This window comes from Microbacterium sp. 10L49, from assembly GCF_056395125.1.
This window is the reverse complement of record NZ_JBFTIW010000003.1, coordinates 53,444-78,639: the sequence shown is the minus strand read 5'-3', so window position 1 is coordinate 78,639 and position 25,196 is coordinate 53,444. Positions and strand designations below refer to the sequence as shown.

The window sequence follows — 25,196 nt, the reverse complement described above, 5'->3', positions numbered from 1 at the left end:
GCGCCCATGGCTCGCGCGCCTTCGTCTCGTCGCTGGGTTCCTCGCCCAGGGACTTTCGTGCGTGGTCCCTGAGCGCGCGCAGAGAGACGAAGGGCGCTGAGGGTCGCTCAGAGGACCATGCCCGCGGCGCGGCGTTCGAAACTCAGTCGATTCGGACCCATGTGGGCGAGAACCCGACCATGAACGCCGAATTTGACTGAGTCCGGAACACCCAATCCCGCCGACGCCACATGAAAGGCTGATCCCATGACCATCCGACCCGGGCTGTGCTCCGTGACCTTCCGGCAGCTGGATCCGGCGGCGATCGCGGCGCTCGCAGCGAGCGCCGGGCTCAAGGCGATCGAATGGGGCGGCGATGTGCACGTGCCCCCGGGCGATGCCGTGCGCGCCGCCGAGGTCGCACGGATCACGGCCGATGCCGGGCTGGCCGTGGCCTCGTACGGCTCGTACTTCCGCGCGGAACACGGGGAGGACATCGCCCCGGTCCTGGATTCGGCCGAGGCGCTCGGCGCGGACCGGATCCGGGTATGGGCCGGCCGCATCGGTTCGGCGGACGCCACCGCGGCGGAGCGGGCAGCGACCGTCGACGCCCTTGCCGTCGCTGCCGAGCAAGCGGGGAGTCGGGGGATCTCGCTCGCGCTGGAGTTCCATGGGCGCACGCTCGCCGACGATGCCGAGCAGACGCTCCGCGTGCTGGAGGAGGTCGGCAGCCCGCATCTCGGGACGTACTGGCAGCCCACCGTGTCGGCGTCCGACGCGGTCGCGGTGGCCGAGTACGAGCGGATCGCCGACCACGTCTCGGCCGCGCACGTGTTCTCCTGGTGGCCCGCGACCCAGCGGCTGCCCCTCACCGCCCGCGACGGGCTGTGGCGGGCGTTCTTCGCCGCCGCGGCCGCAGCGCCTGTGCCGCCGCGCGACGCCCTTCTCGAGTTCGTGCCGGACGATGACCCGGCGGCCCTCGCGGCCGAAGCAGCGGCACTGCGCGCCTACCTCGCCTGACGGAGAGGTCGTGTCCTCGACGAGGTGACGACGGCTCGCCAAATGTATGGCAAACGCTTGCCATCGGGGCGCGATATCGCCATGATCGGACCGAAGGCAGTTTTCCCACAAGATCCGCCACGCGCTGCACGAAGGCGTCCTGCGTCGCGGGACACGTGCGTGTCGCGGCCGTCGTCCGGCATCGCAGGCGGAGATCCATCGAAGAAGATCGGAACCCCAGATGAAGACCACTCGAACACTGCTCGCGGTCGTTGCGGCCGCGGGCCTCGCGCTCAGCGGCGCGGGCGTCGCGAGCGCCGCCGAACGCCCCGCCTCCTCTCTCGACCTCGCTCACGCCGCCGCCGCGGGGGTGGGCCCTGCCGCCGCCGCGGGGGTGGGCCCTGGTGCCGCCGCGGCATCCCGAGGCGCCACCGTGACGACGACGTCCACCGTGAGCACGCTGGCGCAGCTGCAGACGGCGATCGCGGCCGCACGGCCCGGCGACACGATCACCCTGAAGAACGGCACCTACGCGGTCGGATCCGCTGTCGCCGTCGCTGGCGGCGGGGCGTCGGGGAACCCGGTGACGATCACTGCGGAGTCGGTCGGCGGAGTGACCCTCACCGGCGCCTCGAGCTTCACCTTCTCGGGCGCGCACGACGTCGTGCTGCGGGGCTTCCGGTTCACCCAGTCCACGACGCTCGAGGTCCCCGCCGACAGCCGCGCGATCACGTTCAGTCGTGACGAGTTCGCCTTCGCGCAGAGCGCCGAGCACAACCTGATCGTGCGCGCGGACGACTCCGTCGTCGAGTACAGCTGGTTCCATGGCAAGAGCACGATCGGCGTCTATCTGGGCATCGAGGGGGCCGGGACGACGGAGATGGCCACCGGCGTCAAGGTGCACCACAACTACTTCTCCGACCAGAGCTTCGCCGGTAAGAACGGCGGCGAGTGCATCCGCCTCGGAGTCAGCCCCCGCGCGCTCAGCACCGCCGGAGCGATCGTCGAGAACAACCTCTTCGAGAGGGCCAACGGCGACCCGGAGACGATCTCGGTGAAGTCCAGCGGCAACACGATCCGCTACAACACCGTCCGCGACAGCTTCGGCGGCATCGTGCTGCGGCACGGCAACGGCAACACGGTGGTCGGCAACAGGATCATCGGCGGCGCCAACGGCATCCGCATCTACGGCAACGACCACGTCATCGTGAACAACTACGTGGCCGGGCTCAGCAAGGAAGGCATCGTGATCGGATCCGGTACCGAGCGCGACCATTACGAGGGGGAGCCGGCGGATGACAGGCAGGGCAACGACGCCCCTGACCGGATCCGGATCGCACTGAACACCCTGGTCGACAACGGAGGCGGGATCATCGGCGAGACGAATCGCACGGTTCCACCGCTCAACGTGACGATCGTGGACAACATCGTGCGCGGGCAGACGGGCTACCTCGGCAACGTCCCGCTCATGCAGGACTTCTATTGGCGGGGAAACATCATCTGGGGCGCCGCGGCCAACGGCAACATCCCGAAGGTCGGCTTCACGCGGGTGGATCCGCAGCTCGCGCAGGATGCCGTCGGAACCTGGAAGATCGCCGCGTCCAGCCCGGCCGTGAACGCGGCGACGCAGGCCAACCACGCCGACTGGGTCACCGACGATCTCGACGGGCGTGCGCGCACCGGCGTGTACGACATCGGCGCCCAGGAGGTGACGAGCAGCCCGGCGACGCGGGCCCCGCTCACCACAGCGAACGTCGGCCCCAGCGCCCCGTAGCCGGGACGAGCGCCCCCGAGTCGAGAGGGCGCCGGACTTCGAGTCCGGCGCCCTCTCCGTGGCTGCGGGAGGGCCAGGCGCGCCGGATCCACTGCGGCAACCGAATGCCAAACCCGCCGCTCAGAAGCCGGCAGGGAGCACGCGAGGAGAGGCCGGATCGGAGCCCACCCCGATCCGGCCTCTCTTCGTGCTCAGGCGCTCAGACGCTCAGACGCTCAAGCGCTCAACGGGCCGACATCCCCCGTGTGCAGCGGCGTGCGCCGCGCGTGCGCGGCGGAGTACTCGTGCGCACCGATGTCGGCGGCCCCAGTGCGATGGCGGCCCAGGATGTCGTCGCTCACCCACGCCGTGTGGTCCTGGGTCGCGGCATCGATCGCGGGGCTGCCCGCGCCGATGCGAGGCAGGCCCTCGTCGTCCAGTGCCAGGAGCGGATCCACCCGAGTGAATCCGGTCGCGGGCGCGTCGCCGTCCGCCGCCGCACCCCAGAGGATGTTGCCCGACCACGTGAAGTTCTTCGACTTCGGGACGAGCGCGAGCGAACCGCGGTCCGAGACGACGAGGTTGTCCACGATCACGCAGTCGTCCGGCTCGATCGGCCGCGCGGTCTCGCCGATGATGCCGCCGCCCACGTCGATGAGCGAGTTCAGCGCGATCCGCACCCGGTCGGGTGCATCGTTCTTCGTGCGCGAGGTGGAGGGCTCGCCCTCGTAGTGGTCGCGCAGCGTGCCGCAGCCGATCACGATCGCCGAGCCGCTGATCCCCGTGATGAGATTGTTCACGATCACGTGGTCGTTGCCGTAGATCCGGATGCCGTTCTCGCCGTTCAGAATGTGGTTCGACTCGATCCGGGTGCGGTTGCCGTGCCGCAGCACGATGCCGCCGAGGGAATCCCGGATGGTGTTGTACCGCACCGTGTTGTCGCTCGACTTCACCGAGATCGCCTCGGGGTCGCCGTTGCACCGCTCGAACAGGTTGTACTCGACGATCGCGTGCGCGCTGCTCAGCGCCCGGGGGCTCACGCCCAGGCGGATCGGCTCGCCGCCGTTGTCGCCGGGGAAGGTGTGGTCCGAGAAGTAGTTGTGGTGGATGTGCACGTTCTGGGCCATGTCGGTGGGCTGGCCGCCCTCGATGCCGAGGTAGATGCCCAGCGTCGACTTGCCGTGGAAGTGGTTGTACTCGATCACGGTGTCGTCGGCGCGCACCATCACGTTGTGCAGACCCTCGATGTCGGCCAGGACGAACTCATTGCGGCTGAGCGTGATCGCCTGGCACGAGGCGGGGATCTCGAAGGTGGTGGACTGCGTGAACACGAACCCGCTGAGAGTCACGTGGTGGGCGCCGTCGAACACGAAGCTCTGCGCGCCCGTGAACGTGACGCCGCCGACGCTCTCGGCCATGATCGTGAGGTGCTTGTTCCAGCGACCGCTCACGCCCGCGAGCCGGATCGGGGATCCGTCCGGCACGGCGTACGTGCCGTTCGCGACGACGATCGTCGCGCCCTCCTGGGCCGTGTCGATCGCGGTCTGCAGGGCGGCCAGATCCGACACCGACGTGTACGGGCCGCGGCCGTCCAACCCGGGCACGATGCCCGCGCGGGGTCCGACGGCCTGTGCTGCGCCCGGGATGCCCGTCAGCGCCAGAGCGGCGCCGGCGGCGGACAGGATGAAAGTGCGTCTCTTCATGATCCTCCTCGTTGAGTGATGCGCCTGCGCTGGTTTCGGCGCAGGGTCGACGGCGGTCCCCTCGATGGCTCGGGGACCGTGGGTGGGCTGGGCGGCGGCGCGGCGGGCGGATCCTCAGGCGATCGCGTCGTCGGTCAGGAACAGCTCCACGACGGGCACGGCCGTGTCGGGGCGCTGCATCGGGAGCTGAAGGGTGAGGGTGCCGGACGGCAGTCCGCCCATGAGGGTGTTCTGCGCGACCCGATCCGGATCCACGTGCAGCGGCACGAGCTCGGAGGCGTCGGTCATGAGCTGCGCGTAGCGCACCCGCCCCGCGAGGCCCGGCAGATGCAGGTGCTTGAACGGCCAGGCGAACAGGTGGGCGTAGAGCCGGTCACCGCGCAGCGTGTACCTCACATCGGCCGGCGGAGTGAACGGCGCGGGCCCGGCACCGCGGATGGCCCGCGCGTGATCGTCCATCCACGTGCCGATCCCGCCGAAGATCTCCTCGGCATCCCTGCCGAGCCGGCCGCGGCCGTCGGGGCCGATGTTCAGCAGCAGGTTGCCGTTCTTCGACACCCCGTCGACGAGGAGGCGGATGAGGGACTCGGCGGTCTTGAACTCATGGTTGTCGCGGTCGTAGCCCCAGCTGCCGTTGAGCGTCTGGCACGCCTCCCAGGGCACCTCTTCGCCGTCGCGGGTCATCGGCGCGAGCGGCTGGTACTGCTCCGGCGTGACGATGTCGCCGGGGATCCCGAGCCGGTCGTTCACGATGATCCCCGGCTGCAGCTCCCGGACCAGGGCGAGGAGGTTCTCCGCGTCCCAGTCCTCCGCGCCCTTGCCGCCCCAGTAGTCGGGGCGGTGCGTGTAGGAGAAGTCGAAGAACAGGTAGTCGATCCGACCGTAGCGGGTGAGCAGTTCGCGCACCTGGCCGTGCAGGTACGGCTGGTAGTCGCGCACGTCGCGGTCGACGGTGGCGGCTTTGAACTCCTCGTCGTCGCGCTGCGGATGCGTGCCGTCGACGGGGAAGGACTCGTGGTGCCAGTCGATGAGCGAGTAGTACAGACCCACGCGCAGGCCCTCGGCCCGGCACGCTGCGACGAACTCGGCCACCGCATCCCGGCCGAACGGCGTGTTCATCGTGGTGTAGTCGGTCAGGGCCGAGTCCCACAGGCAGAAGCCGTCATGGTGCTTGGCGGTGAGCACGACGTAGCCGGCCCCTGCCTCGCGCGCGATGCGAGCCCACGCGCGCGGGTCGAACCGGTCGGGGTCGAAGTGCGCGCGGTAGGACTCGTAATCGGCGTCGCTCAACCGTTCCCGGCTCTTGACCCACTCGTGCCGCGCGGCGAGGGAGTACAGCCCCCAGTGCACGAACATGCCGAGGCGGGCGTCGACGAACCAGGTCAGGTCTGCAGGGGCGGGCATGCGGTCTCCGGGGGCGGGGTCGACGGCGGGAGTGGTCTGGGCATCGCGGGGGTGGGCGGTGAGCGGCGTCTGCCCCGGTGCCGGCGGGCACGGCTCGGCATCGAGCAGGGCGCGGTCCAGCGCCGAGAGCTCCTCCGCGGTCATCCCGTGTGCGGCGAGCAGTGCTCGGACGGATCCGTGCGTGGCGTCGATCTCGGCGAGCACGTCCCGCATGACCGCGGCAGGCGACTCCGTGGCGAGCGCGGCGGCGTGCGGCGACTGCGGGTAGGCACGGCGCAGCCGCTCCGAGGTGGCGCGGCGGCGGGCCTCGGGGATGAGCGATGAGGTGAGGGCGTAGTCGGCCACGACCTCGTCGCGGTCTGCCCCGACCGCCGCCAGGGCGAGCGCGATCACGAGTCCGGTGCGGTCCTTGCCTGCGGTGCAGTGCACCAGGACGGCCTCGCCCTCGGCGATCGCGCGGATCGCGGCGACGAGCTCGGGCATCGACTCCGCCAGCAGGTGCCGGTAGATCCCGGCGAGGTCGTAACCCTCCAGGAAGAACGAGCGCGGCGACCCGTGGTACAGCGGGAGGCGGACGATCTCCACATCGGCCAGCACCGTCGGGGCTTCGGCGACCTCGTCGTCCGAGCGCAGATCGACGATCCGGCCGACCCGGGCGCGCAGTTGCTCCGCCCCGCGCCGGTCGACATCCGACAGCGCGCCGGAGCGGTACAGCCGCCCGGGGCGGACGCGGGCGGATCCGGCGGGGATCCCGCCCACGTCGCGCAGTCCCACCACGCCGTCGATCTGCAGCACCGTCACGATCAGCCCTTCAGCGCGCCAGAGGTGAGGCCCCGCGCGAAGGACCGCTGGAAGAGCAGGAACACGATCACCGACGGGGCGAGCGCCAGCAGCGAGGCCGCCATGATGACGCCAGGGGTGACCTCGGGATCGATGCGCAGCGTGCGCAGCGCGAGCGGCAGCGTGTACGTGGCGTTGCTGGTGGAGACGAGCAGCGGCAGCAGGTACTGATCCCAGATCATCGTGAACCCGAACACCCCGACCACGCCGAGGGCGGGCTTGCAGAGCGGCACGATGATCTGCGCGAACACGCGGAGCTCCCCGGCGCCGTCGATGCGGGCGGCTTCCTCCAGCTCGATCGGCACGTCCTTCATGAACTCGGTCATCACGAGGATCGAGAACGCCCAGGCGCCCAGCGGCACGATCATGCCGGCCAGCGTTCCCATCAGGTTGATGTGCACGAGCGGCAGATCCGACAGCAGGATCGACAGCGGCAGGGCGAGGATCTCCTCCGGCAGCATCATGGTCGCGAGGATCGCGACCATCACCAGCGCCGAGAAGCGGAACCGCTTGCGGGCCAGGGCATACCCGGCGAGCACCGAGACGATGACCTGCAGCAGCAGGCCGAACCCGACCACGAAGAACGAGTTCGCAAGGTACTTCAGCACGCCGTAGTCGATCGCGATCCCGAAGTTCGAAAGCGTCGGCCGCGTCGGGATGACGCTGAGCTCGGTCGGATCCGAGACCTCGCCGAACGCGCCGACGAGCAGCGCGATCAGCGGGCCTGCGAACAGGATCGCGACGACGGCGTACAGCACGACCTTGACGGCGATCGCGAGGGGAGTGCGGCTCTCGGTCAGTCCGAGGGCGGTGTCAGTGCCGGCGCTCATGCGTCCTTCCTCCTGCGGGTGATGAGCTGCACGAAGACCGTCAGCACCAGCGTCGCGAGGAACAGCAGCACCGCACCGGCGGAGCCGACGCCGAGCTTGCCCTGTTCCAGGCCGAGTTTGTAGAGCAGGGTCATGACGACCTCGGTCGCGCCGTTCGGGCCGCCGTTGGTCATCAGGAACACCTCGGTGAACACCCGGAAGCCGCGTACGGCGGCGAGGATGAACAGGATCGTGAACACGGGGCGCAGGCCCGGCAGGGTCACGTGCAGGATCCGCTGCCAGCGGTTCGCCCCGTCGACGGTCGCCGCCTCGTACAGACCCCGGTCGATGCCGGCGAGCCCGGCCAGGATGATCATCATGTCGTACGGCGCGCCGCGCCAGATCCCCATCACCATGATGGATCCCATCGCGGTGCTCGGATCGTTGATGTACTCGCTGGGGCCGAGCCCGACGAGGCCGATGATCGAGTTCAGGAAGCCGTCCGCCGCCGGGTAGTACATGATCCGCCAGAGCTCGGCGATGACGGCCATGGGCACGACAACGGGCAGGAACGCGGCGGAGCGCAGGAACGAGAGCTTGCGGGTCTGGCCCTCCAGCAGCAGGGCCAGCAGGAAGCCGACGCCGAGGCTTCCTGCGGTCTGCCCGAAGGCGAGGACGAGCGTGTTGATCGTCGCGTCGCGGAAGTCGGCCGACGAGAGGATCGTCTGGTAGTTCGCGAGCCCGACGAACTCGTTGCCGAGGTAGGGGCGGACGTTCTCCACCGACATCGAGACGGCCTGCACCATCGGGATGTAGCGGAACACCAGGAAGAGCAGCAGCGCGGGGGTGAGGAACGCCCACGGGATCCACCACTGCCCCTGCGTGCGCCGCCGGCGGCGCCGAGCCGGCGACGGGACCAGGAGGGCCTCCGTCGCCGTGCTCGGCGCGGATCCCGCGCGTGCGGTGTCCACGATGTCGATCGTCACTTCTTGAGGATCCCCTGCGTCAGCAGTTCGGCGGTGAGCTTGCCGTCGAGGTCGGAGAGCTCCGCCTTCAGGTCGAGCGAGCAGTCGGCGAGCAGCGCGTTCACGGTGTCGGCGGTCATCTGACGCACCGGCGTCCAGCTCGGGATGTTCGGCGCGTAGCGGCCGTCCTCCTGGTAGGCGGTCGCGAAGGTCTCCCAGCGCTTGTCGTCGCGCACGTCGGACACCTTCACGGTCTTGTTCACCGGCAGCTGCACGCTGAACGTCCCGTTCGTGCCCTCCATGCCGGCCTTCTGCGCGTCGGCGCCGATGTACCAGTCGGCGAACGCGTTCTGGCCCTTCTGGTTCTCGGATCCGGCCATGAGGTAGATCGCGCCGCCCTCGGCGAGCACCGCGGCGTCCTTCGGGCCCTCGGGTGCGGGGACGACCTCGTACTTGTCGGCGCCGAGGGACTTGTCGAACCGCGGCAGTATGTACGGCCCGGTCAGGTACATCCCGGCCACTCCGGTCTCGAAGGCCTCGTTGGTGGGCGGGGTGTCCATGCTGACCGCGCCGGGCTGCACGACCTTGGCGTCGCACTGCAGCCCGCGGAACCACTCCATCGCCTTGACCGAGGCCGGATCGCTCATCGCGGGGAGGTAGCCGCCGCCCGACTTCTTGATGAAGTCGCCGCCCGCGGCCCAGAGGAAGTTGGAGAAGTACCAGGAGGCGTATCCGCGCTTCGTCGAGGCGGGAACGGCGAGACCATAGGTGTCGGCCTGCCCGTCGCCGTCGGGATCCTGGGTGGTGAACGCCTTCGCGACGGCCTCCAGGTCGTCCCAGGTCTTCGGAGCCTGCAGGCCGAGCTTCTGCAGCCAGTCGCTGCGGACCAGCAGGGCGTTCGCCTGCGCGGAGTAGGGGATCGCGTAGGTCTTGCCGTCGGTCGCCTTGCCTGCGGTGGCGGCCTGAGGGGTGAGATCCTTGGCGTGGGGCACGTCCTTGGCGCTCACCTCGCGGACGATGCCCTGCGTGTGCATCGTGCCGAGCTGGCTGATGTCGTTCATGACGATGTCAGGCAGATCCTTCTGCCCCGCGCGCTGGGCGAGCTTGGTCTCGAAGTCGTCGAAGATCGCGGTGAGCTCGGCCTTGTAGCCGGTCTTCTTCTCGAACGCGGCGACCATCGCCTTCTGCGCGGTCTCGCTCGGGCTGCCCGGGGTGGTGCGGATCCAGATCTCGAGGGTCGACTTCTCGTTCTGCTTCACGCCGGCCGGAGCGCCCGAGCCTGTGCTCGAGCAGCCCGCGAGGGCGAGGGTGGCGACGCCGATCAGGGCGGCGGTGCGCAGGATTCTGCTGTGCATGGGGTTCTCCGTCGGTTTGGCAAACGCTTGCCACTTTGCAAGGCGTCGATCGCGAATCTAATGTAGGTCCGCAGACGCTGTCAATCATTGATCGGATGTTTCGCCCGTCGCGGCGAAGAGGGGAGTCGGAATGGGCGAGCGGATGCGCGCGCGGCTGGTCATGGAGGAGCGGCGTCGCGACGACGTCTACCCGGACGAGGTGCTGGCCATGATCGACGCTACCGTGACGCTGGAGCGACCGTTCCTCACCGCGGACGAGCTGGCGGATCAGCCGGATGCGCTTCGGGACACCGAACTGCTGCTGACCGGCTGGGGCGCGCCGGTCGTGGACGGCGCTCTGCTGGAGCGCGCTCCGCACCTGCGCGGCGTGCTGCATGCGGCCGGCTCGGTCAAGCACATGATCGCCCCCGAGGTCTGGGCGCGCGGGGTCGCGGTCGTCTCGGCCGCCGCCGCGAACGCCGACCCCGTGGCCGAGATCGCCGTCGCACAGATCGTGCTCGCCGCACGCGGGGTGCCGGCCGCGCGGCGCCGCTACGCCCGGGAACGGCAGCTCGCCGCGGCGGGCGCGGCGTCCGGCGCGCGCGGGCGCACCGTGGGGCTCGTGGCGCTCGGCGAGATCGGGCGCAGGGTCGCTGAGCGGCTGGAGGGCAGCGGGCTCCGGCTGCTCGCCGCGGATCCGTTCGCCGATGCGGCAGCGGCGGCCGAGGTCGGCGTCGAACTCGTCGGTCTCGAGGAGCTGTTCGCCACCGCCGACGTCGTGAGCCTGCATGCGCCGCTGCTGCCGGCGACGACGGGGATGATCGACGCCGCGCTGCTCCGCCGGCTGCCGGAGGGCGCGACGCTCATCAACACCGCGCGGGGCGGACTCGTGGACGAGGACGGACTCGTGGCGGTCTGGCAGGAGCGCCCCGACCTCACGGCTCTGCTGGACGTCACCGTGGAGGAGCCGCCCGCGGAGTCCTCGCCGCTGTGGACGCTCGAGAACGTCGAGCTGACGCCGCACGTGGCCGGATCCATGGGTGAGGACCGCGCGGCGATGGGGCGGCTCGTCGCTGCCGAGCTGCGGCGCTGGGCTGCCGGCGAGGCACTGCAGCACCGGATCGATCCGACATCGCTCGATCGCATCGCCTGAGGTCCGGAGGCCACGTTCCGGTGGTGGATCGGCAACCGATTGCCCGTCCCGGATGTTGAGGTCGGCGGACGGTCGTTCCGTCGTCCGCGTGCCCGCGGGAGCAGCGCCCTCGGGGCACTATGCTCGGGGCATGAGCCCGGAAAGCCTTTCCCCGACGGGTGCCGATGCGTCGGCGCGGAGCACGTTCGGTGCAGGGTCCGGGGCGCCGCACGCGGCGACGCTGCAGGACGTCGCCCGCGAGGCGGGTGTGTCGCTGGCGACCGCATCACGCGTGCTGAACGGCTCCGCACGCAAGGTCGCGGGGGCCTTCCGCGAACGGGTCGAGCGTGCGGCGGAGGAGCTCGGCTACACCCCGAACGTGTCGGCCCAGGCGACCGCTCGCGGCCGCTCGCCGGTCATCGCCCTGCTCGTCGCCGACATCGCCGACCCCTACTTCGGTCAGATCGCCGCCGGGGTCGCCCGGGGCGCCGACGAGCGCGGTCTCGTCGTGACGATCTCGATCACCGAGCGCGACCAGGAGCGGGAGAACCGGATCCTGAGGGCCTTGCGCGGACAGCGCCCGCAGGGACTGATCCTCGCCGCATCCCGCGCGGAGTCGGGCGACAGCGGATCCGGGAACTCGGAGCTGGAGGCTTTCGAGCGCTTCGGCGGTCGCGTCGTGACGTTCGGCGATGCCTCAGGCGCCGACCGGAACGGCAACGGCGGGCGCTCGATCGTGATCGACAACGCGGGCGGCGCTGAGGAGCTCGGGCGGCACATGTCCGAGCTCGGCTACCGCACGGCGATCGGCATCGGCGCCGCCGAGGGCGTGCGCACCTCCGATGACCGGCTGAACGGCTTCGCCCGCGGGTTCGCATCGGGCGGAGGGCGCGTGGAGCGCATCCACCGCGGCGACTTCCGGCGGGAGTCGGGAGCTGTGGCCATGACCGCGGCGCTGGCGGAGGGCGTCGCATCCGGCACTCTGGTGTTCGGCATGAGCGACGTGGTCGCGCTGGGCGCGATGTCCGCGATCCGGGCCGCCGGGCGCGAGGTCGGCACGGACATCGCCGTGTGCGGCTTCGACGACGTCTCCGCGAGCGGCGACGTCACCCCCGCGCTCACCACCGTGCGGGTGCCGCTGAACGAGGCGGGGTATCAGGCGTTCCGCGCGGTCGTCGACGACGACTGGGCGCAGTCCGACCTGCCCGTCGAGGTGGTCGTGCGCGCGAGCACCCCGGGACCGTCCGGCGTGGCCTGAGCCGCGTCATCGGTGCGGCCCGACTCAGCCGGTGCTGACTGCGGCGGGTTCGAGACGTACGGCGGCCACGGCCGCGGTGATCTCCTCGGTCGCGAGGGCGGGATCCAGGACCCGGAGGAGCGCGCGCACCGGATCCGCGGCCTGCCGTGCCTGGTCGATCGCGATCCGTCTCGCGTCGGGGGCGCCGGCGCCCGAGCACACGAGCCGGATCCAGGCCGCGAGGGCGCGGACAGATGCGGCACCTTCTCGTCCGGCCGCACGCTCCGCGCGCAGCACCGGCACGACGCGGATGGCGAGCTTGGTGGCGCTCTCCTCGGAGATCTGCGCGAGATGATGCGCGATCCGGCCGTTGGCGAAACGGTCCGCGAGAGCGCGGCGATACGCGTCGAGGTCGAGCCCGTCCGGTAGTTGCCGCTCCGCCTCGTCCCAGAACGCGTGCACCCAACTCCGGCAGTCGGGATCCGCCATCGCATCGGCGACGGTCGCGTGCCCGCGCACGGTGCCGATGCCGGCGAGGAGGCTGTGCGCGCCATTGAGCAGCAGGAGCTTCCGCCGCTCCCACGGCTCGATGTCGTCGACGAAGCGGGCACCCGCCGTCTCCCAGCGCGGGCGGCCGTTCGGGAAGCGGCCGCTCAGCACCCAGTCGGAGAACGGCTCGGCGACCACGGGCGACGTGTCGTGGAACCCGGTCAGCGCGGCGGCGGCAGTCCGGTCGGCGTCCGTCGTGCGCGGAGTGATCCGGTCCACGGACGTCGACACGAAGGAGACCTGTTCGCGGATCCCGTCCGCGAGCGCCGGGTCCACCGCCTCGGCGAGGCCGAGCAGTCCCGTGCGTACGAGGGTCCCGTTGTCCGGGATGTTGTCGCAGGGCACGATCGCGATCGGGCCCGCGTCGGCTGAGAGCCGTGCCCTGAGCCCCGACAGCAGGCGTCCGAGCGTGGTCGCGGGTGGTCGACGGCTGCGCAGCGCGACGAGGTCGGCGGTGACGGCCGGGTCGTCGAGGTCGGGGGATCCGTCGCGTCGCAGCCGATACGCGGGCTCGGTGATCGTGAGCGTGACCAGGGCCGTCCCGGGGGCGGTGAGCAGGCGTTCGAGCCGGATCGTGTCATCGGCGGGGTGCGCCTCGACGATCGCCGGGACGATCTCGGCCCGATCGTGCTCGGGGCCGCGCTCTATCAGGGTGTACAGCCCGCCCTGCCGGGAGAGGTCGTCGGCGACGCGTGGACTGCGGCCGGTGAAGGCCGCGATCGTCCACTCCGCCGCATCCGCCGCGTGCGCGGTGTACCACGCCTGGTGCGCGCGATGGAAGGCGCCGAGGCCCAGGTGCACGATGCGCGGCGGTGCGGCCGGGCCGCCGACCGCGCCCCGGCGCAGCGCGGCACCCGTCACAGCTTGAACACCTTCCGGGGCAGCGTGTCGACCAGGTCGTGCGCGATCCGGTGCGCCGCCGGCTCGTCCAGTCGCCCCTCGGCCACGAGTCGCGCCAGGAAGGCCGCATCCAGGCGGCGGGCCATGTCGTGGCGAGCCGGGATGGAGAGGAAGGCGCGGGTGTCATCGACGAAGCCCGCGCCGCGGTAGAAGCCCGCCGTCTCGGTCACCGCGGCGCGGAAGCGCAGCACCGCATCCGGGGCGTCGAGGAACCACCAGGGCGCGCCGATGTACACGCTCGGATAGAAGCCCGCGAGCGGGGCGATCTCGCGCGAATAGGCGGTCTCATCGACCGCGAACAGCACGAGATGGAAGTCGGGGGCGTTCCCGTAGCGCTGCAGCAGCGGGCGCAGCGCCTCGGCGTAGCCGGTGCGCACGGGGATGTCGTGGCCGGAGTCAGGGCCGAACCTCTCGAGCGTCGCGGTGCTGTGGTTTCGGAGCACCCCGGGGTGCACCGTCATCACCAGCCCGTCCTCGACCGACATCCGCGCCGACTCCAGCAGCATGTGCCCCTGGAACGCCGTGGCCTCTGCCGCATCGAGTTCGCCGCGGACGGCGCGCGCGTACAGGGCGGACGCCTCGCCCGCCGTCAGGTCGACGGCCAGGGGTTGCAGCACCCCGTGGTCGGCCGAGACCGCGCCGTTCGCGATGAAGTGCGCACGCCGCGCCTCGAGTGCGCCGAGGTAGCCCGCATAGTCGTCGACGGCGGATCCGCTCCACGCGGCCAGGCGCTCGACGTTCGCGGCGAAGGCAGGATGGGCAGGGTCGAGGTAGGCGTCAGGGCGGAACGTCGGCGCGACCCGGCCGCGGAAGGCGGGGTCCGCGGCGAGAGCACGGTGCACGCCGAGGTCGTCGAGCGGATCGTCGGTCGTCGCGAGGAACTCGATGCCGAATCGGTCGAAGAGCGCACGAGGGCGGAAAGATGGGAGAGTCAGCACGGCGCCGATGCGGTCGAACAGCGCATCGGCGTTCGCCGCATCCGGCTGCTCGTCCAGACCGAACAGCTCGGCGAACTGATGGGTGAGCCAGTAGCCGGATGCCGTGCCCGCGAACAGATGCCAGTTCTCGCAGAACCGCCGCCAGGCGTCACGGGCGGAGGCTGTCGGTGCGGCCCCGGTCCGGTCGGGGACCGCGAGCTCGTTGAACGGGATGCCGGAGGCGTGCAGCAGACGCGTGACGTAATGGTCGTGGCGCAGCAGCAGTTCGGTGGGATCGGGGAACGCGGCGTCATCGTGCAGCAGGCGGGGATCGACGTGCCCGTGCGGGGAGAGGATGGGCAGCGCCGCGACCCGCTCGTACAGCTCCCGGGCGATGCCGCGCGTGCGCGGATCGACGGGGAGCAGGCGGTCGGGGTCGGCTTCGAGGTGCATGGGCGCTTTCTGGATCGCGGGGGCGGTCGTGGTCGCACGGCCGGCTCGCCCCGCTCGTGCCTGGATCATGGGCGCTCCGGCCCGCGAGGACGGTGCTGCCTGACCGGTATTCTGTCCAGCGTCGCTCCGGCTTGTCAACCGATTGCCAAACTCGATCGAATCGGATGCGCGGCGCGGCGGCCGTGCGCGGGGAACGCGGACGGCGGCGGCCGGGAGGGATCCGTCCCGTGATGAGCGCGTCGTCGTCGGCGCGCGGTACGGTGGTGCGAAGTCGTGAAGGAGTGTGACCGTGGCAGCGGACGCAACGGAGCCGCGGCCGACGCGGGCCAGAGCACGCGCGGCCGCCACGATCTATGACGTGGCGAAGCTGGCGGGTGTGAACCCGTCGACGGTGTCGCGTGCGCTCACGCAGCCGGGGCGCGTCAACGCCGGCACCGAGGCGCGGATCCGCGAGGCGGCCGCGCAGCTCAAGTACCGCACCAATCCGATGGCGCGCGCCCTGCCCACGGGGCGCACGAAGACGCTCGGCCTGCTCATCGCCGACATCACCAACCCGGTGATCTTCGGCATCGTCCGCGGTGCAGAGCAGGCGGCCGGCGAGTTCGGCTACACCCTCGTGTTCGCGGAGTCGCAGGAATCGGGGGAGCGCGAGGCGCGATCGGCCGAACGCATCCTGCCGGCGGTGGATGCGCTCGTGCTGGGCACCACTCGCCTCCCGGACGAGCAGATCCGAGAGCTTGCCGAGGTCAAGCCGGTCGTCGTGCTGAACCGCGAGATCCAGGGGGTCTCGACCGTGACGCCGAACCTCGAGCCGGGGATCGACCAGGCGCTGGCGCACTTGGAGATGCTCGGCCACACGTCTCTCGTCTTCCTCGCAGGGCCGGCCGAGTCGTGGATGAGCCGGCGGCGCTGGGATGCCCTGCGCACCGGCGCCGAGGCGCGTGGGATGACGATCGCGTCGATCGGTCCGGTCGAGCCGACGATCGACGGCGGCCGCGGCGCGCTCGCCCGGGTCATCGCCTCCCGCGCGACCGCGATCATCGCGTACAACGACATCATGGCCATCGGCCTGCTCCGGGCCGCCGGTGAGCACGGCGTCCTCGTCCCCGGCGTCTTCAGCATCCTGGGCTTCGATGACATCTTCGGATCCGACTTCACGTCTCCGGCGCTGACGACCGTGCGCTCACCGCTCGCGGCGGCGGGACGATACGCCGTCCGCAAGGCGCTGGAACTCGCGGGCGCGGTCGAGGCCGACGATGCGGCCGCCGTGGAGGCGGCGACGCTGGAGACCGAGCTCGTGATCCGCGGCTCGACCGGACCCGCCAGGGCGGTCTGAGGGGCGCGCTGCCCTCGCGCCGGGGATCACTCGGATGCGGAACGGCTTCCGCCTATCTCCTCTACGGTCGTCGCAATGCATGGCAAGCGTTTGCCAGATTGCCACTCGACGTGCTTCAATGAGCGCGGATCTCCCCGGAGACGCCCCGGCACCGCAGCCGCGCACACCGAAAGGACACCTCGATGAGGATCGACAAGGCCGAGGTGATCGTCACCAGCCCCGACCGCAACTTCGTCACGCTGAAGCTCACGACGTCCGATGGCGCGACGGGCCTGGGGGATGCGACCCTCAACGGCCGTGAACTGGCGGTGGTCGCCTACCTGCGTGAGCACGTGGTGCCGCTGCTGATCGGGGCGGACGCCTCGCGCATCGAGGACACCTGGCAGTTCCTGTACCGCTCGGCGTACTGGCGCCGCGGGCCCGTCACGATGGCCGCCATCGCCGCGGTGGACATGGCGCTCTGGGACATCAAGGCCAAGGCCGCGGGGATGCCCCTGTACCAGCTGCTCGGCGGAGCCAGCCGGGAGGGCCTGCTGGCCTACGGCCATGCCTCGGGCAAGGAACTGCCCGAGCTGTTCGACTCCGTGCGCGCGCACCTCGAACAGGGCTACCGGGCCATCCGGATCCAGACCGGCGTGCCGGGACTGAAGGCGATCTACGGAATCGCCTCGCAAGCGGCCGACGCCGGCGGCGGCGAGGCGCGCTACGACCACGAGCCCGCCCGGCGCGGGGCGGCGCCCGTGCAGGAGGACTGGGACACCCGGGCCTACCTGCGCCACCTGCCCGGCGTCTTCGATGCCGTGCGCAACGAGTTCGGCCCCGAGATCCCGCTGCTGCACGACGGTCATCACAGGATGACGCCGATCCAGGCCGCCCGGCTCGGAAAGTCGCTGGAGCCCTACGACCTGTTCTGGCTCGAGGACTGCACGCCCGCTGAGAACCAGGAGGCGCTGCGCCTGGTGCGTCAGCACACCACGACGCCGCTCGCGATCGGCGAGGTCTTCAACACCGTGTGGGATTTCAAGGACCTGATCCGCGATCAGCTCATCGACTACGTGCGCGGAGCCGTCACGCACATGGGCGGCATCACCCCGCTGCGCAAGACGATCGACTACGCCGCGATGCACCAGATCAAGTCGGGCTTCCACGGGCCGACGGACATCTCCCCGGTGGGCATGGCCGCGCAGATGCACCTGGGGCTGGCGATTCACAACTTCGGGATCCAGGAGTACATGCAGCACGGCGAACGGACCGACCGGGTGTTCCAGCAGTCCTTCAGATGGAACGGCGGCCTGCTGCACCCCGGCGACGCCCCCGGCCTGGGGGTCGAGCTGGACGTGGACGAGGCTGGCCGGTATCCGTACGAGCAGGCGTACTTGCCCTACAACCGGCTCTCGGACGGCACCGTCCATGACTGGTGAGGCGACGGCCCCGGTCGATGCGGGCACCGGATCCGCGCCGCTCATCGTCGTCATGGGGGTGTCGGCAGCGGGCAAGACCAGCGTCACCCGCGCGCTCGCCGCGCGCCTCGGTGTGGGCGGATGGGACGCCGATGACCTGCACTCGGCGGCCAACGTGGCGAAGATGGCCGCGGGAACGCCGCTGACCGACGAGGACCGCTGGCCGTGGCTGGACGCCGTCGGCGCCGCCCTCGCCGGAGGTCGTGGCGAGGGCGGGCGGGTCATGGCGTGCTCGGCGCTGCGCCGCGTCTACCGCGACCGACTGCGTGAGGTCGTGCCGGAAGCCCGGTTCGTGCACCTGCACGGCACGCCCGAGCTGCTGCGGGCACGCGCCGCGGGGAGGGCGGGGCACTACATGCCGCCGTCGCTGCTGCCCTCGCAGCTCGCCCTGCTCGAGCCGCTGGAACCGGACGAGGACGGAACCGCGCTCGATGTCACCGGCACCGTCGACGAGATCGTCACCGCCGCCGTCGCCTGGATCCGCTGAGCGCGCGGCAGCCTCCGCGACGACCACGCGGATCCGGTGAATCAGGACGCTCGCTGGTCGCAGATTGCGGTATCGCGGCTCAGATGACGGCAATACGCGACCAGCGAACCTGGGAAAGGCCGCAGGCGATCAGCCGCCGAGCGCGGCGCTGACCACCGCCCGAGCCTCCTCCTGCACGCGGGCGAGGTGGTCGGGGCCCAGCAGCGACTCGGCGTAGAGCTTGTAGACGTCCTCCGTGCCGGAGGGGCGCGCAGCGAACCAGGCGTGCTCGGTCTGCACCTTGAGGCCGCCGATGGCCGCGCCGTTGCCGGGCGCGTGCGAGAGCTTGGCGGTGATCGGCTCGCCGGCGAGCTCGGTGGCCGTGACGGAATCCGGCGACAGCTTGCCGAGCGTGGCCTTCTGCTCCGGGGTCGCCGGAGCGTCCACGCGCTGATAGGCGGAGGCGCCGAACGCCTCCTCGAGCTCGCGATAGCGCTCGGACGGGGTCTTGCCGGTGACGGCGATGATCTCCGCGGCCAGCAGGCAGAGCAGGATGCCGTCCTTGTCGGTCGACCACACGGATCCGTCCTTACGCAGGAACGACGCCCCGGCCGACTCCTCGCCGCCGAACGCGACCGAGCCGTCGAGCAGTCCGGGCACGAACCACTTGAACCCGACGGGCACCTCGAGCAGGTGCCGGCCCAGCGACTCGGCGACGCGGTCGATGATCATCGACGACACCAGCGTCTTGCCGATCGCGGCGTCGCGGCCCCAGCCCGCGCGGTGCGAGAACAGGTAGTCGATCGCGACAGCGAGATAGTGGTTCGGGTTCATCAGGCCCGCGTCAGGGGTGACGATGCCGTGCCGGTCGGCGTCGGCGTCGTTGCCCGTGAGCACGTCGTAGTCGCCCTTCTTCGCGACCAGCGACGCCATCGCGGACGGGGAGGACGGATCCATTCGGATCTTCTCATCCCAGTCCAGCGTCATGAAGCGCCAGGTCGGGTCGACCTCGGGATTCACGACCGTGAGGTCGAGGCCGTGCATCTCGCCGATGAGGGCCCAGTACTCGACCGAGGCGCCGCCGAGCGGATCCGCGCCGATCCGGATGCCCGCCTTCTTGATCGCCTCGACGTCGATGATCGAGGGCAGGTCGCGCACGTACGCCTCGCGGAAGTCGTAGGTGCCGAGGCCGTCGGCGTCGATGTCGGCGAAGCGGGTGCGCTGCACGCCCTCCAGGCCGGCCTCGATGAGCTCGTTCGCGCGGTTCGCGATCCAGCCGGTCGCGTCGGTGTCCGCGGGGCCGCCGTGCGGGGGGTTGTACTTGAAGCCGCCGTCGCGGGGCGGGTTGTGCGACGGGGTGACCACGATGCCGTCGGCGCGGCCGGGCTCGTCGTCCGCACGGTCGCGGTTGTAGGTGAGGATCGCGTGACTGAGCGCCGGCGTGGGCACCCAGGCGTCGCGGGAGTCGACGAGCACGTCGACGCCGTTCGCGACGAGCACCTCGATCGCGCTGCGTTCGGCCGGGCGGCTGAGGGCGTGCGTGTCGCGGCCGAGGAACAGCGGGCCCGTGATGCCCTGCGCGGTGCGGTAGTCGACGATCGCCTGGGTCGTGGCGAGGATGTGCTGCTCGTTGAAGCTGCCGCTCAGCGACGAGCCGCGATGCCCGCTCGTGCCGAACACGACTCTCTCGGTGGAGATCTTCGGATCCGGGATCCGGTCGTAGTAGGCGGCGATCAGCTCGTCGACGTCGATCAGGTCGCTTTCCTCCGCGGGGAGGCCGGCACGGCTCGTCATGCAGACAGTCTGCCCCGCGGAGCCGCGGAACGCATCATCGTTTCGATATGGAACGTCAGGTCACGAAGGCGGGGGCGTCCGATGCCCCGGACTAGGCTGAACGCCGTGACCGAAGCCGCCCCCGCCCGCCGTACCTACAGCTACCTCGGCCCCGCGGGGACGTTCACCGAAGCCGCGCTGGAGCAGGTGCCCGAAGCGCGCGGACACGACTGGCGACCGGTGCACAACGTGGGCGAGGCGCTCGCCGACGTGCTCGAGGGACGCAGCGATGCCGCCATGATCGCGATCGAGAACTCGGTGGAGGGTGGGGTCACCACGACCCTGGACGCCCTGGCGACGCTGCCCGGCCTGCGGATCGTCGGCGAATACCTGGTGAAGGTCGACTTCGTGCTGGTCGCTGCTCCCGGGACGCGGATCGAGGACGTCACGGTCATCGCCGCGCATCCCGTCGCTTACGCCCAGTGCTACGGCTGGCTCGGCGAGCACATCCCCACGCACCAGCACGTGCCCGCCGCGAGCAACGTCGCCTCGGCACTGGGGATCCTGGACGGCTCTCTTCCGGCCGACGCCGCCATCGCGGCCCCCGGCATCGTGGCGCACCACGAGCTCGAGCTCCTCGCCGACAGCATCGGCGACAACGACAACGCCGTCACGCGCTTCGTGCTGGTCGCGCGCACGGTGGCGCCGGCCCCGCCGACCGGTGCGGACAAGACCTCGCTCATCGTCGAGCTGCCCGAGGACCACGCCGGTGCGCTGCTCGAACTGCTCGAGCAGTTCTCCACCCGCGGCATCAACCTGTCGCTGCTGCAGTCCCGTCCGATCGGCGACGAGCTGGGCAGGTACCGCTTCGTGCTCGACGCGGACGGCCACATCCAGGACGAGCGCATGGCCGACGCCCTGCTCGGCATCCGCCGGTTCAGCCCGCGCGTGGTCTACCTCGGCTCCTACCCCCGCGCCGACCGCCGCATCGTGCAGTACCCCGAGCGCTACGCGGACGACGTGTTCGTCGAGGCCCGGGACTGGATCCGCGGTCTGATCGCGGGGGAGCCCGAGGCGTAGGCCCAAGCCCGAGGCGCAGACCCGAGCCCGAGGCGTAGGGATCCGGCGAGATCCGTCCGTCGCGTGGATGAATCCGCGCGACCCTCTTTCCGCTCACTGGTCGCAGATTGCGGTCTAGGGCAGGATTTGACCGCACTTCGCGACCAGTGAGCGGGGGCAGGCCGTACTTCTTCTGTTCGGGTCGCACTTCTCCCGTTCACGTCGCACTTCCCCGGTTCAGGTCGCACTTCCCCGGTTCAGGTCGCACTTTCTGCGGTAATGGATCGTGTTTTGGAGCCGTTTCTGCGACCTGAACGGGAGTGGACGGCACGACGAACGGATCCGGATGCGGATCGGGCGGCAGCGCCAGACGAGAGAGAAGAAGGAGCGTCGCCTCAGCCCGCGAGCAGCTCCAGGGTCTGCGTCCGGCCGGGCGTGCGGTCGGGGTCCTCGGCGGCGAAGGATCCGGCGACGGGGGAGACCATGATCTCCTCGACGCCGTGCTTCTCCGCGAAGGCCTCGAGCGCCCCGCGCACGGTCGCGCCGTCGCCGACGAACCAGTTCGCGAGCGCGGCGGCGTGGATCTGCTCCTCCTGCGGATCGGGATTCGCGGCGAGGGCCGCGCGTGCCTGCTCCACGGTCTCGAGCGCGGTGAGCGGGCGGTTCAGGCGCAGCCGCGCCATCATGCGCAGCTGCGGGATCGCCCGGTCCGATGCCTCCTCGGCGGTGGGCGCCGCCACGACGTTCGCGGTGAGGAAGGTGCGCGGTGCGGGGTGCGCCTCCGAGGGGCGGAAGCCCTCGCGGTAGAGCGAGAGGGCGCGGTCCAGCCCCTGACCGGAGAAGTGGTTGGCGAACACGTACGGCAGGCCGAGCGAGGCCGCCAGCTGGGCGGAGTAATCGCTCGACCCCAGCAACCACACCTCAGGGGCGCCGGTGGCCGCCGGCGTGGAGCGCACCGCGTACTCCCCGCCCGAGGTGAACTGCACGGTGGCGCCGTCGGGCTGCAGCATGAGGGCGATGTCCTGCACGTGCTCGGGGAAGCGCTCGACGTCGCCGGCGGTGCCCGAGGCGCGCAGCAGCTGGGTGATGACGGGGTCGCTGCCGGGGGCACGGCCGATACCGAGGTCGATGCGGCCGGGGGCGATCGCCTCGAGCGCGGCGAACTGCTCCGCGACGATGAGCGGCGCGTGGTTCGGCAGCATGACGCCGCCGGATCCGACCCGGATGCGCTGCGTGCGCGCGGCGGCGGCGGCGATCAGCACGGGCGGAGCGGTGGAGGCGACGGCCGGCATGTTGTGGTGCTCGGCGAACCAGTACCGCCCATAGCCGAGGTCGTCGGCGCGCGCGGCGAGGGCGAGCGACGCCGACACCGCCTGGGCGCTGGTCTGCCCGGTGCGCACCGGGACGAGGTCGAGGACGGAGAGCGCGAGAGAAGACATCGCTTCGGACAACGCGAGCGGATCCCCGTGCATTCCGGATCCGGTGGGGTCGTTGAGCGAGGACGCGCGAAGCGCGACAAAGACGAAACGCCGCACTATCGCGAAGCCGCGATGCAAGAGCACGGCGTTTCGTCCCACTCCGGCTTCGCCGGTGTTCGCTCAACGACTCCCCGGGGCGTGCCGCCTGGCTTGACCGCGCGCCCGCACCGGCGTAGGCCGGAGGCATGCACGGGTTCGCGGATCGCGCCGAGGCCGGCCGGCGGCTCGGCGCGCTGCTGGCGGTCGATGCTGCCCGGGATCCGGTCGTGCTCGGCCTGCCTCGCGGCGGGGTTCCGGTGGCGGCCGAGGTGGCTCGGACGCTCGGGGCTCCGCTCGACGTGCTCGTGGTGCGCAAGGTCGGGGTGCCGTGGCAGCCCGAGCTCGCGATGGGTGCGGTCGGCGAGGAAGGCGCTGCGGTCCGCAACGCCGACGTGGTGCGCGCAGCCGGAGTGGACGAGCAGACCCTGCGTGCAGCGGAGCGCCGGGAACGCGCCGAGGTGGAGCGCCGGGCGGCGCTGTTCCGCAGCGGGCGTGCGCCCGAGCCGCTCGCCGGGCGCACCGCGGTCATCGTCGATGACGGCATCGCCACGGGCGCGACCGTGCGCGCCGCATGCGCGATCGCACGAGCCAGGGGCGCCGCGAGGGTCGTGGTGGCGGTGCCGGTCGCTCCGCCGGAGGTGCTCGCCGACCTGCGGGCCGGGCCGGATCCGGATGCCGACGAGGTGGTCTGCCTCGAGGCGCCCGCCGGCTTCATGGCGGTCGGCATGCACTACGTCGACTTCCGGCAGACGCCCGACGAGGAGGTCATCCGCCTGCTCGCCGCCGCACGGTGAAGACGCGGTTCCGCCCCGACAGCCACGCGACAGAGGCGCGACAGCGGCGCACCGCTACCCTGGCGGCATGGACGCCGAGATCTTCTATGTGCTGGTCGGATCCGTCATCGTCGCGGCGGTCGCGCGCTGGCGCGGCTGGCCTGCTCCGCTGCTCGTCACGGTGGTGGCGCTCGCCGTGTCCTTCATCCCGGCGGTGCCCAACCTCCGCATCGATGGGCACGTGCTGCTCACGCTCGTGCTGCCGCCGCTGCTGTACTCGGCGTCGCTCGACGTGTCGTTCGTGAGCTTCCGCCGCAGCATGCCGCAGATCCGCCGGCTCGGCATCGGCCTGGTCGTCGTCACGACCGCCGCCGTCGGGCTCGTGGCGTGGCTGCTGATGCCGTCGCTGACCCTGCCGGGCGCCCTGCTGCTCGGTGCGATCGTGGCGCCGCCCGACGCGGTCTCGGCCGCGGCGATCGGCCGCAAGCTGGGCCTGCCGCGGCGGGTGATGACGGTGCTGTCGGGGGAGAGCCTCATCAACGACGCCACCTCGCTGACGCTGTACCGGGTGTTCGCCGCGATCGTCGCCGGCGCGACACTCACGGTCTGGGACGGCATCTGGCAGTTCGCCGTCGCGGTCGTCGTCGGCGTCGCGCTCGGCGTCGTCGCTGGTCTCGGCATGCATCAGCTGCGGATGCGCATCTCGGATCCGGTGGTCATCGGCACGTTCGGACTGCTCGCGCCGTTCGGCGTGTACGCGATCACGGAGCACCTGGGCGGATCCGGTGTCCTCGGCGTCGTCGCGATGGGCCTGGTGGTCGGCTTCAACGCGCCCCGTACGAGCTACGCGACGCGCATGCAGGAGGCGCCGATCTGGCTGTCGGCCGACTTCCTGCTGGAATCCTTCGTGTTCGCGTACATCGGGCTGCAGCTGCCGCCCGTGATCGGCGAGCTCGGCGCGACGCATGTCGGAGGCGTGCTCTGGCTCGCGGCGGCGGTGTTCGTGGTGGTGCTGCTGGTGCGGCCGCTGTTCGTGTATCCGGCGTCGGCGTGGGGCGCGTTCTGGTCGCGGCTGCGGCTGCGCCAGTTCGAGACGAGCCTGGCGTCGGGACAGTTCCAGAAACGGGTCGACGCCGTCGCCAAGAAGCAGCGGCGGCGGGGCTGGACCGGTCGCAACCCGAGCGAGGACGAGCTGCGCGAGCGCTTCCGGGAGTCGCAGCTGAGCTGGCGCGACAACGCCGTGATCTCGTGGGCGGGGATGCGCGGCGTGGTCACCCTGGCGACCGCGCTCGCCGCGTCGGACCTCGCCGGGCTCGACACGGCGGCGGCGCACGCGATCGTGGTCGTCGCGTTCCTGGTGACGGTGGGCACGTTGCTGCTGCAGGGGCTGACCCTGCCGCTGCTGATCGGGGCGCTCGGCGTCGCCGACGTCACCGATGAAGAGGAGGAGGACCGCCGTCAGCTCGCGCAGGTGCGCTCCCGCACGAGGGAGGTGGGCAAGGTCTTCCTCGATGAGAAGCGCGCGGCGTGGGAGCAGAAGCACGGTGCGGCGTCGCTGGGCTGGTTCGACCGCTTCGCGCAGCGGTTCACCCGCGTGGAGCGGGACACCGAGAAGGGCCAGCGCGACGAGGATGCCATGCCGCGTCCGAGCCGCGACGAACTCATCGGTCTGTCGAAGGGCTGGCTGCAGGTGCGTCGCGACGTGCTCATCTCCGAGCGCGATGCCGGCACGCTGAACGAAGAGGTCATGCGCGAGCTCATCACGGCCATGGACGCGGAGGAGCTCGCGCTCGATACCCGGATGGCGACGGCCCCGGTCGAACGCTGACGCCGGATCC

The 25,196-nt window shown here is 71.0% G+C and carries 19 protein-coding genes; 10 read left to right on the top strand and 9 right to left on the bottom strand.

The window, feature by feature from the left end; genetic code table 11:
- The first annotated feature begins 246 nt into the window (after positions 1–246).
- Together AC1DCT_RS08340 and AC1DCT_RS08335 are read left to right on the top strand one after the other, a co-directional pair.
- Positions 247–999, top strand: coding sequence for a sugar phosphate isomerase/epimerase family protein (locus AC1DCT_RS08340; protein ID WP_477428516.1), 753 nt, complete (start codon positions 247–249; stop codon positions 997–999).
- Positions 1,000–1,219: 220 nt separating this feature from the next.
- The gene (locus AC1DCT_RS08335; RefSeq protein WP_477428514.1) at positions 1,220–2,752 is read left to right on the top strand and encodes a polysaccharide lyase 6 family protein; all 1,533 of its coding nucleotides are present in this window, start codon (positions 1,220–1,222) and stop codon (positions 2,750–2,752) included.
- A gap of 215 nt (positions 2,753–2,967) precedes the next feature.
- Here the strand turns inward: AC1DCT_RS08335 and AC1DCT_RS08330 are convergent, their stop codons facing one another.
- The 5 genes from AC1DCT_RS08330 to AC1DCT_RS08310 all read right to left on the bottom strand — a co-directional run bounded on the left by AC1DCT_RS08330 (position 2,968) and on the right by AC1DCT_RS08310 (position 9,807).
- Entirely contained in the window at positions 2,968–4,434 is a 1,467-nt protein-coding gene (locus tag AC1DCT_RS08330) for a chondroitinase-B domain-containing protein (protein ID WP_477230344.1), read from the bottom strand.
- Positions 4,435–4,548: 114 nt separating this feature from the next.
- Positions 4,549–6,639, bottom strand: a complete 2,091-nt coding sequence (locus AC1DCT_RS08325) for an alpha-L-fucosidase (protein ID WP_477428512.1) — start codon at positions 6,637–6,639, stop codon at positions 4,549–4,551.
- A gap of 2 nt (positions 6,640–6,641) precedes the next feature.
- Complete coding sequence (locus AC1DCT_RS08320) at positions 6,642–7,508, bottom strand: carbohydrate ABC transporter permease (protein ID WP_440734174.1); 867 nt, start codon at positions 7,506–7,508, stop codon at positions 6,642–6,644.
- Positions 7,505–8,473 (bottom strand): carbohydrate ABC transporter permease, encoded by a 969-nt coding sequence (locus AC1DCT_RS08315; RefSeq protein WP_440734173.1) that lies wholly within the window; start codon positions 8,471–8,473, stop codon positions 7,505–7,507. Before AC1DCT_RS08315 ends, AC1DCT_RS08320 begins: the two co-directional genes overlap by 4 nt.
- A complete protein-coding gene (locus AC1DCT_RS08310) occupies positions 8,470–9,807 on the bottom strand; it encodes a sugar ABC transporter substrate-binding protein (protein WP_477428510.1) in 1,338 nt (445 codons plus the stop codon). Before AC1DCT_RS08310 ends, AC1DCT_RS08315 begins: the two co-directional genes overlap by 4 nt.
- A gap of 130 nt (positions 9,808–9,937) precedes the next feature.
- On the opposite strand from AC1DCT_RS08310, the gene AC1DCT_RS08305 reads away from it, so the two are divergent.
- Entirely contained in the window at positions 9,938–10,939 is a 1,002-nt protein-coding gene (locus tag AC1DCT_RS08305) for a hydroxyacid dehydrogenase (protein ID WP_477428508.1), read from the top strand.
- A 130-nt stretch (positions 10,940–11,069) separates the two neighbouring features.
- Entirely contained in the window at positions 11,070–12,176 is a 1,107-nt protein-coding gene (locus AC1DCT_RS08300) for a LacI family DNA-binding transcriptional regulator (protein ID WP_477428507.1), read from the top strand.
- A gap of 24 nt (positions 12,177–12,200) precedes the next feature.
- On the opposite strand, the gene AC1DCT_RS08295 is transcribed toward AC1DCT_RS08300, so the two are convergent.
- The gene (locus AC1DCT_RS08295; RefSeq protein ID WP_477428505.1) at positions 12,201–13,565 is read right to left on the bottom strand and encodes a mannitol dehydrogenase family protein; all 1,365 of its coding nucleotides are present in this window, start codon (positions 13,563–13,565) and stop codon (positions 12,201–12,203) included.
- Entirely contained in the window at positions 13,562–14,974 is a 1,413-nt protein-coding gene (gene uxaC / locus AC1DCT_RS08290) for a glucuronate isomerase (protein ID WP_441976937.1), read from the bottom strand. The genes AC1DCT_RS08295 and uxaC overlap by 4 nt, the downstream gene beginning before the upstream one ends.
- A 289-nt stretch (positions 14,975–15,263) precedes the next feature.
- Here uxaC and AC1DCT_RS08285 point away from each other — a divergent pair, with 289 nt between their 5' ends.
- From AC1DCT_RS08285 to AC1DCT_RS08275, 3 genes are all read left to right on the top strand, one after another.
- Positions 15,264–16,310: a LacI family DNA-binding transcriptional regulator gene (locus tag AC1DCT_RS08285; protein ID WP_440734168.1), complete on the top strand. Its 1,047-nt coding sequence runs from the start codon at positions 15,264–15,266 to the stop codon at positions 16,308–16,310.
- A 182-nt stretch (positions 16,311–16,492) separates the two neighbouring features.
- The gene (manD, locus tag AC1DCT_RS08280) at positions 16,493–17,731 is read left to right on the top strand and encodes a D-mannonate dehydratase ManD (RefSeq protein ID WP_441976838.1); all 1,239 of its coding nucleotides are present in this window, start codon (positions 16,493–16,495) and stop codon (positions 17,729–17,731) included.
- Positions 17,721–18,257, top strand: a complete 537-nt coding sequence (locus tag AC1DCT_RS08275) for a gluconokinase (RefSeq protein WP_477231122.1) — start codon at positions 17,721–17,723, stop codon at positions 18,255–18,257. Before manD ends, AC1DCT_RS08275 begins: the two co-directional genes overlap by 11 nt.
- Before the next feature lie 129 nt (positions 18,258–18,386).
- On the opposite strand, the gene pgm is transcribed toward AC1DCT_RS08275, so the two are convergent.
- Positions 18,387–20,030, bottom strand: coding sequence for a phosphoglucomutase (alpha-D-glucose-1,6-bisphosphate-dependent) (gene pgm / locus AC1DCT_RS08270; protein WP_477428502.1), 1,644 nt, complete (start codon positions 20,028–20,030; stop codon positions 18,387–18,389).
- A gap of 81 nt (positions 20,031–20,111) precedes the next feature.
- On the opposite strand from pgm, the gene pheA reads away from it, so the two are divergent.
- Positions 20,112–21,089, top strand: a complete 978-nt coding sequence (gene pheA / locus AC1DCT_RS08265) for a prephenate dehydratase (protein ID WP_477428500.1) — start codon at positions 20,112–20,114, stop codon at positions 21,087–21,089.
- A gap of 374 nt (positions 21,090–21,463) precedes the next feature.
- On the opposite strand, the gene AC1DCT_RS08260 is transcribed toward pheA, so the two are convergent.
- Positions 21,464–22,507, bottom strand: coding sequence for an LLM class flavin-dependent oxidoreductase (locus tag AC1DCT_RS08260; RefSeq protein WP_477428498.1), 1,044 nt, complete (start codon positions 22,505–22,507; stop codon positions 21,464–21,466).
- Positions 22,508–22,731: 224 nt separating this feature from the next.
- On the opposite strand from AC1DCT_RS08260, the gene AC1DCT_RS08255 reads away from it, so the two are divergent.
- Both AC1DCT_RS08255 and AC1DCT_RS08250 read left to right on the top strand, forming a co-directional pair.
- On the top strand, positions 22,732–23,379 hold the full coding sequence (locus tag AC1DCT_RS08255) for a phosphoribosyltransferase (protein ID WP_477231126.1): 648 nt from the start codon (positions 22,732–22,734) through the stop codon (positions 23,377–23,379).
- 67 nt (positions 23,380–23,446) lie between these two features.
- Positions 23,447–25,186: a cation:proton antiporter gene (locus tag AC1DCT_RS08250; RefSeq protein ID WP_477428496.1), complete on the top strand. Its 1,740-nt coding sequence runs from the start codon at positions 23,447–23,449 to the stop codon at positions 25,184–25,186.
- Positions 25,187–25,196: the final 10 nt, after the last annotated feature.